Here is a 13,347-nt window from a genome sequence, read left to right as displayed (position 1 = left end):
TGATTGGTGAAGCGTGGTCAAATGACTCGTTACGTATTTCGGGAATCGAGGCTGTTTCCCCTCGCCCGCCAGGGCGGTTGTACGGTTTTATCATAAGAGGCGCCTTATATGATTAAAAGGCACCAGCCAAGGCGGTCAGCCGACAGTCCATAGCTGACACCAGCCATTAAAACACCCTGATTCCCCATCAATCCCCAATAAAAAAATCTTCCCATGACTGCAAAGTCATGGGAAGATTTTTTATTCCTTTACTTTTTTCTTCATTTCCACTGCCGACTCCAGTGCGCTTTGGGAGGAGTCACTGCCGGAAATCATGAGAGCTATGTCTGCCAGGTGTTCTTTTTCGTTCAGAAGGACAGCTTTGGTGGCAGTCCTGCCGTGGGAGACAGTTTTCACGATTTTGTAGTGGCGGTCTGCAGCACAGGCGGTCTGGGGCAGGTGGGTAATGCAGAGGACCTGGATGGCGTGGGAAAGGAAGGCGATTTTCCTTGCCACCTGGAGGCCCACTTTGCCGCTGATGCCGACGTCGATTTCATCGAAAATCAGTGTCTGCTGCCTGAGGAGGCGGGAGATGACCATTTCGATGGCCAGGGCGATACGGGAGATTTCGCCGCCGGAAGCGGTGTCTTTCATACTGCGGAGGGGTTCTCCCATGTTGGCGGAGAAGTAGAATTCCATTTCTTCCGCCCCGTTTGGGAGGGGTTCTTCGGATGGCAGAAGATGGAGTTTCATTCTTGCATTTTCCATGCCCATGTCTTTCAGGGAGGATACTACCTTTTCCAGAATGATTTCAGAAGATTTCATCCGTTCCCTGTTCAGTACTTCCGCTTTTTTTGTGAGAAGGGCAGTGAGTTCTTCATAGTTTTTGCGGATGGTATCGTTGTCATAGATGATTTCTTTCAGAGAGTCATATTCTGCCTGGGCTTTCTTTTCATAGGAGAGAACATCGGAGAGTGTGGGGCCGTACTTCCGCTTCATTTCCATAATGACTTCATTCCTGTCCTGAAGGGAAGCCAGTTCTTCTTCCGAGAAATCGGAACCGGAAATGTAGTCTTCCATGGAGCTCACCGCATCTTCCAGGGCATAGGAGGCGGACTGGAGGGACTCCAGAATGGGATTCAGTTTTTCATCATACCTGGCGGCCTGGGAAATTTCCTTGTCCGCTTCGGCAATGGAGTCCTGGGGGCCGCCGTCGGCGGTGATGGTGTCCAGGGCATTATGAAGGGAGCGGAAAATGCGCTCGTGGTTCTGGAGGACCTGCAGTTTCTTTTCCACTTCTTCGTCTTCCCCTGCTGCCAGGGCGGCGGAAGTAATCTGTTTCAGTTCCCATTCCAGAATGTCAAGCCGTCTTTCCCGTTCCTGCTTTCTTTCCCGGTAATCATCCAGGGCGTCCTTCAGTTTTTTCCATTCCTTATAGGAATCGCGGTAGGATTTGTAGGCTTCCATGACAGCAGCAGTACCGGAGTCCACCATTTTTTCGCAGAAAGGTATGGAAAGGAGTTCCATATTATCGTTCTGTTCATGGAGACGGACCAGTTTCTTTCCCAGCTTCTGGAGCTGCTTCACAGTGCAGAAACTGCCGTTAATGGTGCAGATGCCACGACCGGAACGGTTCAGCCGGCGGGAAATGATAATCTGCCCATTGTCGGAGTCAATGCCCTCTTCCTTTAAATCGTCAATGATATCATTGTCTGCATAAAAGACGCCTTCCACTTTGAAGAAATCGGCGCCGGTTCTAATGAGGTCCGTACTGGCCCGACGGCCGGTGAGCATAGCCAGGGCATCGATGAGGATAGATTTCCCTGCCCCCGTTTCGCCGGTAAAAACAGTGACTCCCTGGTCAAAATCAATGACCGTATCTTCGATGATGGCGAAATTAATGATATGAAGACTCTGCAGCATATCAGTTCACCGCCTCAGTCTTTCAGCATACTCTGGATGTGGGAAAGAAGCACAGGCACATCTTCCGGCGATTTCAGGATAATAAGCACCGTATCATCCCCTGCCAGGGTGCCGATGATCACATCATTTTTGGAATGGTCAATGGCAAAGGCTACGGAAGAGGCGGAGCCGGGAAGGGTGTGGAGCACCACCATGTTCATGGCGGAGTCTATTTTCACCACTGCTTCCTGGAAAAGAATGGCGGTATGGCTCTTGGACATGACGCTCTGCTTTTCATTGGACAGGGCATAACGGTAATGGCCGTTCTTGTAGGGAATCTTAATAAGCATCAGATCCTTGATATCCCGGGACACTGTGGCCTGGGTCACTGCAATACCTTCTTTACGAAGAGCTTCTGCCAGTTCCTCCTGGGTCTCAATGACCTGGTTCTGGATAATTTCCTTGATTTTCATGATTCTGTATCTTTTCATAAGAGTTCTCCTCGTTTCACATCTTTAAAACCCGCATAAATGCTTCATTGAAAATCTATTTTGTATATTTTATACATTTTATAGCATTTTTCCCTGCAGGTCAAACAAATTCTGCATAAAAATAAAATTTATCTGCTGTAATTCAACGTTTTTTTCATTTCGTTGTTTATTTATACAATTTGTTAAAAGGAGGAAAATGCATAATGTATAAGCGCAAATGAATCGCATAAATTGTACTGCAGGAGAAAAAGAATTCTGTTATAATGAAGCCAATGTGCATATTTAAAAAAGAAGGAATCAGCTATGGATAATTATATTGGAAAACACCTGCTTATCGACTGTTATAACTGTGACATGGATGCCATCGAATCTTCCGAAACAGCGCTTCGTGCATTAACCGATGCGGCTGAGAAAATCGGCATGAATGTGCAGGATACCTTTTTCCACGAAAGTGAAGAAGAAATCACCGCAGCAGCCTACGGCCCCAAATCCCACATCTGCATTCATTGGTATCCGAACCTGTGCTACGCAGCTGTGGACATTTACAGCTTCGACATGGATTTGAAGCCCGCCCGCACCATGGCAGTGCTCCGGGCCTCCCTGCACCCCGAAAAAATCAGGGCCACCTCTGTAAAACGGGGCAACATCAATCCTGATATGAAGCCGAATATCAAGTCAAAGTCCACCACCCTTCACAAGTTTAAAAACACCAGGCAGCAGATGAAAACGGCGGGTCAGAAAGTGGCCAACTACATGCGCCATAAGAATGAAAAGAGAGATACCCTGGGGCCGGAGTGACAGTGACGGCTCCTCTGGTCCCGAAGGTTCAGAGAAATCAGAAGGAGCGGTTGACGGAGCCTCCGTCCCCGAAGGTTGTGGCCGCCTTTGGCGGCGGGTTGTGTAGAAGGGTTGTGTAGAAAGGTTCTTAAGATGGACGCAGCCTTTCAGTCCGAGGATTGTGGATTGTCTTTGCGGGCAATCTCCTTGCGGGCAATGAATTATAATTCCACCTCCGGCGGCCCCCTTCCACCGCTCATGTGATCCCCACCCCATCGAGGGAAGGTGGGCAAGTTTTAAAGAAATGGCGCCCCATATTTGCAAAGGGCGCCTACCTACGCCGCCGAAGGCGGCGTAGGCTGCAGGCTGCAAGCCACTAATTCGCCCCCGATCCCGCCCCCAAATTCCCACTACAAAAACCCCGGAAAATCATTTCGATTTTCCGGGGTTTTCTTATACCCAAATGTTATTATGCGCGGAGGGTAATGTCTGCTTTTTCCAGTGCTTTTACAATCTTTTCAATCCACTGGTCTACTTCCTTATCGGTGAGGGTGCGGTCTTCTGCGCGGAAGGTGAGGTTGTAGGCCATGCTCTTGAATCCTTCTTTGACCTGTTCGCCCTGGTAGAGGTCGAAGAGGCGGAGCATTTCCAGGTGTTTCCCGCCGGCTTTGCGGATGATGTCTTCTACTTCATCGTTGGAGCAGCGAACCGGTACCAGAAGGGAGAGGTCCCGCTGGGAGGCCGGGAATTTCGGAATCTTGGTATAGTCGATAGTTTCGTCTACCAGTCCCATGAGGTGCGGTACGAAGATAACAAAGCCGTAAACTTCTTTCTTGATGCCCCATTTGTCCAGCACTGCCGGATGGAGTTGGCCGAAGGACATGAGTACTTTGCCATCTTTAATGAAGTCAGCGGAAATACCGGGATGGAATACGGGGTAGTCAGAGCGTTTGATGTCATAGTCTCTTACACCCAGTGCTTCCAGCACGTTTTCCATAATGGCTTTCAGGTCGAAGAAATCGTATTTCCTGCCGTTGTTCGGATAGCCTGCTTCGTCGGGGCTGCCGTAGAGGAGGCCGGAGAAGAGTTCGTATTCGTAGGGCAGTTCTTTCAGCGGCAGTTCCTTTGGCTGGTACACATGGCCGGATTCGAAGATAGCTGCTTCTTCGTTCTTCTGGGACAGATTATAGGTCAGAGTATGCATGAGTCCCGGAAGAAGGGTGGTTCTCATATCCGGATATTCTTCGGAAATGGGGTTCATGATGGGAATCGCATTATACACCTTATGACCCCAGGGGAAATTCAGTTTTTCCAGGTCTTTTTTGTCCATGAAGCTGTAGTTTACCACTTCCGAAAGTCCGTCTGCCACGAGACTATCCGTAATGCGGAAAATCACATCCTGTTCTTTGGACATGGTGCCTTTGGCAATGGCGCTCCAGGGGGTGGTAATAGGAATGTTCTTGTATCCGTAAACCCGGGCCACTTCTTCTGCCAGGTCCGGCATGCCGTCCAGGTCCAGGCGGAAGTCCGGAACGGTGACGGTGAGGTTTCCATCCTTCTCTTCTACTTTGAAATAGAGGTCCTGAAGGATTTCAATCATCTGTTCCTTGGGCATGTTGATGCCGATGTAGTCATTGATTCTCTTCACCGTGGTTTTGATAACCTGTGGTTCTGCTTTGACGGGATATTCATCAAGCATGCCCTTAGCGGTGATGGCAGCGCCCTGTTCTTCCAGGAGCTGGCAGATACGGTTGATGGCCATTTCACTTCTGGCAGGGTTAATGCCCTTTTCGTAGCGGCCGGAGGCTTCGGAGCGAAGGCCAAGGCGGCGGGAGGTTCTTCTGATAGAGGCAGAATCGAATACGGCGGATTCAAGGAGCACGTTCTTTGTTTCTGCTGTGACTTCGGAGTCAAATCCCCCCATCACGCCGGCTACGCAGGCTGCTTTGTCAGCACCGTCGGCAATGACGAGATCCGAAGGATTGAGGTCTCTTTCCTGGCCGTCCAGGGTAATGATCTTTTCCCCTTCATGGGCATGGCGGCAGGTGAGGGAATGACCGGCAACTTTATCGTAATCATAGGTATGGAGAGGCTGGCCGATTTCCAGCATGACGTAGTTGGCGGCATCTACCACGTTATTGATAGGACGGATACCGTTGCTGCGAAGGCGGTTTTCAATCCATTCAGGGGAGCGGCCGATTTTTACGTTTTCCAGAAGACGGCCGCAGAACCGTTTGCAGTAAGCCGGTTCGGTAATATGGACGGAGGCACGGCCTTCGATGGAGGGGCCCTCTTCCTTTACGGAAATTTCCGGCAGGGTTACTTTCTTCTTGAAAATGGCGCCGGTTTCCAGTGCCATGCCGATCATGCTGAAGCAGTCAGCCCTGTTGGCAGTGAGTTCCATTTCATAAACCACATCGTCCAGGTCATAGAGTGTGTGAATATCTACGCCTACCGGTGTATCTTCCGGAAGGATGAGGATGCCTTCATGGTTCAGGGCAGGGAACAGATTGGCATCCATGCCCAGTTCGCCCAGGGAGCACATCATGCCGGCGGATTTCACGCCGCGAAGTTTGCCTGCTTTGATTTTGATGTCGCCGTGGCGAAGGCCGCCGGGAGCTTTATTATCATGGGCAGCAGGCACATGGGCGCCGGAAAGGGCGCAGGGTACGATCTGTCCCTCTTTCACATTGGAGGCACTGGTAACAATCTGCACCGGTTCTTTTTCCCCCACATCCAGCTGGCAGATAAGAAGATGGTCTGCATCAGGGTGCTTTTCCACGGAAAGGATTTTCCCTGTGACCACACCTTTGATTCCTTCTCCAGGACGGATGACATGCTCTACAGGAATGCCGTCCACCGTCAGCGTTTCCGCCATTTCATCGGGGTTCATTCCTTTAATATCAACTAAGGCTCCCAGCCATTTTAAAGATACGTTCATCTATTTAATCTCCTTCCATTAGAACTGCTTCAGGAATCTGACATCATTTTCGTAGAAATTACGGAGATCATCGATTCCGTAAAGCAGCATGGCAATACGTTCGATACCCATGCCGAAAGCAAAGCCGCTTACCTTTTCCGGGTCGTAGCCGTTGAGCTTCAGTACCATGGGGTGAACCATGCCGCAGCCCAGAATTTCCAGCCAGTCCGGATCTCCGTCTTCTTCACCGGTTCTGGCGGCAAAGGAAATATCTACTTCCGCCGACGGTTCGGTGAAGGGGAAATAGCTGGCGCGGAAGCGGATTTTGGTGTCGGAGCCGAAGAGGTCCTTCAGGAAGATTTCCAGTGTGCCCTTCAGGTCTGCAAAGCTGATGCCCTTGTCTACTACCAGGCCTTCTACCTGATGGAAGACGGGAGAATGGGTGGCATCGTTATCCCAGCGGAATACCTTGCCCGGTGCAATCATGCGGATCGGCGAATTGGGTTCATGCTTCCGAAGAGTTCTGGCCTGTACAGGGGAAGTATGGGTACGGAGAAGGATTTCCGGAGTGATATAGAAGGAATCCTGCATATCTCTGGCGGGATGGTCCTTGGGGAGATTCAGACATTCGAAATTGTAGTAGTCCTGCTCGATTTCCGGTCCTTCCTCTACGGAATAGCCCATGCGTACAAAGGACTTCATGATTTCACGGAGTGCCTTGTCCAGGGGATGGAGATGGCCGATTTTGTGGTGACGGGCGGGAAGTGTGATATCCACGGTTTCGTGTCTGATTTTCGCTTCCAGTCTCTTCTGCTTCAATTCTTCCATTTTATCGGCAATGGCAGCTTCCACATCACTGCGCACCTGGTTGGCCAGGGCGCCGATGACCGGACGCTGGGATGCGGAAACATCCTTCATGCCTCTTAAAATAGAAGTGAGTTTCCCTTTCTTGCCAAGGAAGAATACTTTGGTATCCTGCAGCGTTTTCTCATCCATGGAAGCAGCGATTCTTTCCTGCGCTTCCTTCTTCAATGTATTCAGGTCTGTTTCCATAAAAGAAACGATCTGCGCTCTTATCTGGTCAGCCAGGTCAGAAACAGCCGTATCCCCATCCCCCAGCTTCTTCACATCATTTAAAAAGCCGGTCAGTTTTGCTTTTACTGCATCGTAAGTTTCCTGCTTGCGGTTTTCATCATTGCAAGCCTGCAGCATTTCTTTGGCCTTTGCTTTCAGCTCTTCCAACTTTGTATCCATGTATATACCTCCTATGATTGATTGGGCATTGTCTTCCTTATGCAAAAAGGATGATGGAATAAAAAAAGACCCGCCCCCAAAGGGGCGAAGTCTACATCCGCGGTACCACCCTGATTTGTACTCGAAAGCTTTAACGCAGCCCTGCGTCCGGCCTACTCCGTTCAGCCGACAGCTCCGAAGTGAACTGAGCCCTGCGAATTCTTTCCGGTGTTTCACTGGTACCGGATCCCTGCATAGAATCCCCGCATGCTCTTTCTTCATCATAGCCTCAATATATAAAGCTATTTTAACATGACTGACGGAAATGTCAATAGGACCGCCATACGGCGGCCCGGGTTCAGAAGGTTCAGAGGGTGGTGGATAGCCGCCTTTGGCGGCTATGAATATAAAGTCAGCGTTACGGGACTTGCTTTTGTGTCATCAGCGCTGCATGACAAGGAGCCTTACGCACTTACCTAGAACACTAGATCACCAGCCCACTAATTAATACATAGCCGCATTGGCGATGACGAGGCGCTGTACCTGGTTGGTGCCTTCGTAAATCTGCATGATTTTGGCATCACGCATATATTTTTCGTTCGGATTTTCCCTGGAATAGCCGTTGCCGCCCATGACCTGAACGGCGGTAGTAGTAACTTCCATGGCTGCATCGGAGGCGAAGCACTTGGACATGGCGGAGAAGAGGGACGCTTTTTTGTCCCCCTGCATCTGAAGCCAGCAGGCTTTGTACACCAAAGCTCTGGCGGCTTCTGTCTTTGTAACCATGTCTGCAATCATCTGCTGTACCATTTCAAAGGAAGCGATTTTCTGTCCGAACTGCTTTCTCTGGTGTGCATAGTGAATGGCATTTTCCAAAGCAGCCTGGGCAATGCCTACGGAAATGGCGCCCACCACCGGTCTCGATTTCTCCAGGGTTTCCATGGCGATGCGGAATCCCATGCCTTCTCTTCCCAGTCTGGCGGAAGCGGGCACGAAGCAGTCGTCAAAAATGATTTCAGAGGTGGCAGAGGCACGAATGCCCATCTTATCTTCTTCCTTGCCGATGGAAATTCCCTTGGTGTGCCGGTCTACGGAAAAGACTGTGAGGCCGCGGATGCCACCGGATTCTCTTGTATTGGCAAAAAGGGTAATCTTATCCGCAATAGGCGCATTGGTGATGAAGCACTTGGTGCCGTTCAGCACATAACCACCGTCAACTTTTTTTGCCCGGCAGGAAACGGCGCCGGCATCGGAGCCGGCTCCCGGTTCTGTCAGTGCAAAGCAGCTCATGCCGCCATCATTAAGACAGTCAAAATAGGATTTCTTCTGTTCATCGGTTCCGGCGATAAGCACCGGGAAAGAAGCCAGGGAATTGGCGGCACATACGGTGGCTACACCGGCGCAGCCTTTGGCCAGTTCCTCACTGATCATGGCAATGGTAAGGAGGTCCAGTCCTGCTCCGCCGAATTCCTTCGGAACGGACAGGGCGGTCATGCCTGACTGTTTCAGGATATGAAGAAGCTCTTCATCCATAATGCCGCTCTTATCTATTTCAAGAGCCCTGGGTGCGATTTCTTTCTGTGCGATTTCCCGGGCCAGCCCTACCAGTTCCTTCTGCTGATCTGTCAATGTAAAGTCCATTTTCCAACACCTGCCGAATCAAAAATATAGTTACCAAATTGTCTGCAGCTCCTGCAGAAACATTTCCTATTCATTATAACAGATTTATCCCTAAAAATTCACCATGAATGGCAGAGGACTGTCATTTTGAATCACCCCCTGCTCCCCTATGCCCCTCTACGCTCTATCTTTTCCCTTCTACTATCTACGTTCTATCTCCTATCTTCTATCTCTATCCATCTGTTTAATTTCAATAAACGCCAATGGAAATGAATTGCAGAAACATTCGATTTTATCGGAGCTCTAAACTTATATAGCCCTCTATGTATATTGGCAAATGGATGAAATCCGTATTATAATGTATGAGATAAGAGAAGGTATTTGCATAAACTTGACAAATCGTATACAATAGACAAGTTGTCTTACTGGACGATTTACTGACTATCATCAACTAAAATATGCCTGTCCGGTGCGCCGCTCCGCCTGGACAGATCAAGGAAACGCTGATTCATTCATAGATTCTGATTTCATAAGGTTCTTAACGCACTGCTGCATCAGGGAATGATGTAAACAGCTTATTGTCTGCATCATCCCGTGCCCTCAATGCATAAAGTTCGGGAAATAAAAGCAGTGAGCCGATAAACCAGCGTTTCCTAAAAGGCGCCGTGCCGGCTTTGGGCGGCTAAAAGGATATACTATGATTGACAAATGTAAAAAGCTGATCGGATTTCTCATCCTGATTGTGGCCGCTGTCATATCCCTTTACCTGATTCGCATGTACTATCCTGAATTTTATAACCAGACCATTCATCTTACCATGGCCGGTGATGTGGACGGTTTGGCGGATTACATCGCTTCTTTCGGATATGGAGCTTTCCTGGTAAGCATGGGGCTGCTCATCTTCTGCAATGTTTTCGGTATCCCCACCATTCCCTTCCTGACAGTAAACGGTGCTCTCTTTGGGCTGCTGCCTGGAATCTTTATTTCCTGGGCAGGCGAAGTCATCGGTATCGAAATCAGCTTCCACATCGGACGTATTTTCTTTCGCAAAGAAGCCCGACGCATTATCGAAAAGAAGCATATGCTTACCAAGCTGGACAAATACAGCTGCGTGAAAAATATGGCCCTTGCCCGGGCTATCCCCTATTCCCCTAATATTCTTTTCACCGCCATCGCCGTTCTCACCAAGCTTACAAGCCGGGAACATCTGAAGGCCACCCTGATTGGCAAGATTCCTTCCGTTGTCATTGAAGTATGGCTCGGCCACGACTTGATTTACTTTTCGGAACACGGAACCCGATTCATCGTGCTTCTTTTCCTCCTGCTGGCAGGCTATGTCATTCATAAAATGTACAAGAAGCGCCGCTGCTTTAAAAATAAATGCCTCTGAAATAAACCGTCATGCTCTGCATGGCGGTTTTAGTATATTCTTTTACGTCTTCCCATCCCATTTTCCCATCCCATTCTTTTCCGAAAATCCCCGTCTTTTGTTTCTTTTCTTTTCATTGTATAATATACATGTACTTATGAAATAACATTAAATCTATTCTTTCAAGTAATAGATACCGCCTCTATGAAGGACTATTTCTCATAAGGAGGATAGAATGAAAGGTTATATCGAAGTTTACACCGGCGACGGAAAAGGAAAAACCACCGCCGCCATCGGACTGGCCATCCGCGCCATCGGTGCAGGAAAGAAAGTATGTATTATTCAGTTCATGAAATCCCTGGCATACTCCGAGCAGAAAGTACTGAAAACCCTTCCGGGCATCACTCTCATTACACTGGGAAAGCCCTATTTCATTGCCAAGGAAGGCATGCTTAGCGATGAGGAAATCAAGGCCTGGGGCGATAAGCTGGTGGTGTATCCTGCCGGCCATCCGCCCAAGGAATACCGAGCCATGATTCGCAGAGGCATCGATGATGCAGTAAAGGCAGTTTCCGGCTCCTATGATGTGGTCATTCTGGATGAATACAATATGGCCTGCTGGTACGACCTGGCCAATGAAGAGGATACAAAGGAAATCCTCTCGGCCCGCCGTCCTGATGTGGAGCTTGTCTTCACCGGCCGCAACGCGCCATCCTATATTTTGGATGCTGCAGACCTCATTACCGAAATGAAAAAAATCCGTCATTACTATGACAAAGGTGTCATGGGAAGAAAGGGAATCGAAGACTGATTTCCTTCCAGCGGAAAAAGAAAGGATTGCATAGAATGGAAAAAATTACAGGAAAAAGCATTTCAGGCATGGTCACCATTGGACCGCTCCGGATATTTCGTCACAAAGAATTCAGCGTAGAGGAAATAAAGGTGGACCGTCCGGAAACGGAAGTGGCCCGTTTTGACTCCGCCAGAAATGCAGCATCCGCCAAAATGAACCAGTTTTACCAGGAAGCGGTTTCCCGTGTAGGACTTGATAACGCCTCCATTTTCAAAGTATACCAGCAGATGCTGACGGAATCGGAATTCGTGGACTCTGTCCGTTCCATGATCCGCAGCCAGAGCATTAACGCAGAATCTGCCATTTCCCAGGCGGAAAAGAACTTCACCCAGATTTACAGTGCCGGAGCAGACGTATACATGCAGGCCCATATCGGCGACGTACAGGAAATTGCCCGCATCCTCCTTCGCACCCTCCGCCAGAAGAAGGCCATGTTTGCAGGAGACGAACCCTGCATTCTCTACGCCGACGACCTCACCCCCAGTGAAACCATCCAGATGGATACAGGAAAAATTCTCGGCTTCGTTACCAAAGAAGGCACCCCCACCTCCCACACCGCCATTCTGGCAAGAGCCCTGGGTGTCCCTGCCATCGTAGCCACCGGCACGGAAGTAGACGACTCCTATGACGGAAAAACCGCTGTCATCGATGGTTTCTCCGGCACCGTATATCTGGACCCCACCCCCGGCATTCTGGCAGTGATGAAAGAAAAGCAGGATCAGAGCATCCGTCTGAAAGACCTGCTGCAGCAGCTGAAAGGCCTCCCCAGTGAAACTGTGGACGGTCATCGGGTAGAAGTGGCAGCCAACGTGTCCTCTGCTTCCGACCTGGCAGCAGTACTGAAAAACGATGCCGAAGGCATCGGCCTTTTCCGCAGTGAATTCATCTACATGGGACGGGATACCCTCCCCAGCGAAGAAGAACAGTTTAACATTTATAAACTGGCCATCGAAACCATGGCAGGCAAAAGGGTCATCATCCGTACCCTGGATATTGGCGCAGATAAGGAAGCTTCCGCCTTCCACCTCCCCAAAGAAGAAAATCCCGCCCTGGGCATGCGGGCCATCCGCATCTGCCTGAAGCGCCCGGAAATTTTTAAAACCCAGCTCCGCGCCATCCTCCGGGCCAGCGCCTTCGGCAAGGCAGCCATCATGTTCCCCCTCATCACCTCTGTGTGGGAAGTATGGAAAGCCAAAGAAATCCTGGACGAAGTGAAAATGGAACTGGACAAGAAAGGCATTGCCTATGACCACCACATGGAAGTAGGCATTATGATAGAAACCCCGGCAGCCGCATTGATCAGCGACAAACTGGCTAAAGAAGTGGACTTCTTCTCCATCGGTACCAACGACCTTTCCCAGTACACCCTGGTAGTCGACAGGACAAGCCGCGTGCTCTCCGATTTCTTTAACCCCCATCATCCGGCAGTGCTGAAACTCATCCAGATGACCGTGGAAAATGCCCACAAGGAAGGCATTTGGGTAGGCATGTGCGGCGAACTGGGCTCCGACCTCTCCATCACCGAAACCTTCCTCCGCATGGGCGTAGACGAATTCTCCGTGGCCCCCTACTCCGTACTGCCCCTCAGGAAACAGATCCGCTCCATCGATTTGAGCAAGTAAATGATGAAATAAAAAAACTGTGCAGCTAAAATGGCAGCCATTTCTGCACAGTTTTTTTGCGTGGTTTTATTGAAAGGGATTATTAGGCGTAAAAAGGTTCTGAAGTTTAAGGCCCTTTGGGCCGGAGTGTTCTTAGGTTTGACAGCGGCTTTGCCGTGCACAGCGAACATGATTTGAAGGAGCAAAGCGACGCACAAATCATAGTGAGTCGTTTCCCCTTTAGGGGCTGAGGGTTGTGGTATCGCTCTTTCGGGCGATGAGTATAAAATCAGCGTTACGGGATTGCCTTCCCGCCCTTATCGTCATTCCGAGCCGCAGGCGAAGAATCTCGGTAAGAATCGCAAGTGACAAAAATGTCAATAAATACCAGTCGGCGGGAAGGCTGCCGTTTGGCAGTCAGGTTTGCGTAGAGTATCTTTTCGACTTGCAGCGTAGTGCACCCCTGCGCCACTTCGTGGCCCTCTTCGCCCCGCTGGGAAGCATGTCACTGGATTTTCAGGTCGCTTCGCTCCCCTACAAATCCAGTTCCTTGGCCACCTCAAGGGGACGCAAGGGGCGTTACGGGATTAGCCTTTGTGGCT

At 49.8% G+C, this 13,347-nt stretch carries 9 protein-coding genes; 4 read left to right on the top strand and 5 right to left on the bottom strand.

The window, feature by feature from the left end; all coding sequences use genetic code 11:
• Positions 1–240: 240 nt before the first annotated feature.
• Together recN and argR are read right to left on the bottom strand one after the other, a co-directional pair.
• Positions 241–1,902, bottom strand: coding sequence for a DNA repair protein RecN (gene recN, locus Q0482_RS04535; RefSeq protein ID WP_299143926.1), 1,662 nt, complete (start codon positions 1,900–1,902; stop codon positions 241–243).
• 14 nt (positions 1,903–1,916) lie between these two features.
• The gene (argR, locus tag Q0482_RS04530; protein WP_299143924.1) at positions 1,917–2,372 is read right to left on the bottom strand and encodes an arginine repressor; all 456 of its coding nucleotides are present in this window, start codon (positions 2,370–2,372) and stop codon (positions 1,917–1,919) included.
• Positions 2,373–2,675: 303 nt separating this feature from the next.
• On the opposite strand from argR, the gene Q0482_RS04525 reads away from it, so the two are divergent.
• Entirely contained in the window at positions 2,676–3,170 is a 495-nt protein-coding gene (locus Q0482_RS04525; protein WP_299143922.1) for an S-adenosylmethionine decarboxylase, read from the top strand.
• Between the two features lie 448 nt (positions 3,171–3,618).
• Here the strand turns inward: Q0482_RS04525 and pheT are convergent, their stop codons facing one another.
• The 3 genes from pheT to Q0482_RS04510 all read right to left on the bottom strand — a co-directional run bounded on the left by pheT (position 3,619) and on the right by Q0482_RS04510 (position 8,943).
• On the bottom strand, positions 3,619–6,090 hold the full coding sequence (gene pheT / locus Q0482_RS04520; protein WP_299143920.1) for a phenylalanine--tRNA ligase subunit beta: 2,472 nt from the start codon (positions 6,088–6,090) through the stop codon (positions 3,619–3,621).
• Positions 6,091–6,108: 18 nt separating this feature from the next.
• Positions 6,109–7,122, bottom strand: a complete 1,014-nt coding sequence (gene pheS, locus Q0482_RS04515; protein ID WP_299143936.1) for a phenylalanine--tRNA ligase subunit alpha — start codon at positions 7,120–7,122, stop codon at positions 6,109–6,111.
• A gap of 684 nt (positions 7,123–7,806) precedes the next feature.
• Entirely contained in the window at positions 7,807–8,943 is a 1,137-nt protein-coding gene (locus tag Q0482_RS04510; RefSeq protein WP_299143917.1) for an acyl-CoA dehydrogenase family protein, read from the bottom strand.
• A gap of 676 nt (positions 8,944–9,619) precedes the next feature.
• Here Q0482_RS04510 and Q0482_RS04505 point away from each other — a divergent pair.
• The 3 genes from Q0482_RS04505 to ptsP all read left to right on the top strand — a co-directional run bounded on the left by Q0482_RS04505 (position 9,620) and on the right by ptsP (position 12,766).
• The gene (locus tag Q0482_RS04505; protein WP_299143914.1) at positions 9,620–10,312 is read left to right on the top strand and encodes a VTT domain-containing protein; all 693 of its coding nucleotides are present in this window, start codon (positions 9,620–9,622) and stop codon (positions 10,310–10,312) included.
• A 214-nt stretch (positions 10,313–10,526) separates the two neighbouring features.
• The gene (locus Q0482_RS04500; RefSeq protein WP_299143911.1) at positions 10,527–11,102 is read left to right on the top strand and encodes a cob(I)yrinic acid a,c-diamide adenosyltransferase; all 576 of its coding nucleotides are present in this window, start codon (positions 10,527–10,529) and stop codon (positions 11,100–11,102) included.
• A gap of 35 nt (positions 11,103–11,137) precedes the next feature.
• Complete coding sequence (gene ptsP / locus Q0482_RS04495) at positions 11,138–12,766, top strand: phosphoenolpyruvate--protein phosphotransferase (protein ID WP_299143908.1); 1,629 nt, start codon at positions 11,138–11,140, stop codon at positions 12,764–12,766.
• The last annotated feature ends 581 nt before the right edge of the window (positions 12,767–13,347 follow it).

This window comes from uncultured Dialister sp. (assembly GCF_937959425.1).
In the GTDB taxonomy this organism is placed as follows: domain Bacteria; phylum Bacillota; class Negativicutes; order Veillonellales; family Dialisteraceae; genus Dialister.
The sequence above is the reverse complement of the archived record's forward strand: the minus strand, read 5'-3'. Positions and strand labels throughout refer to the sequence as shown.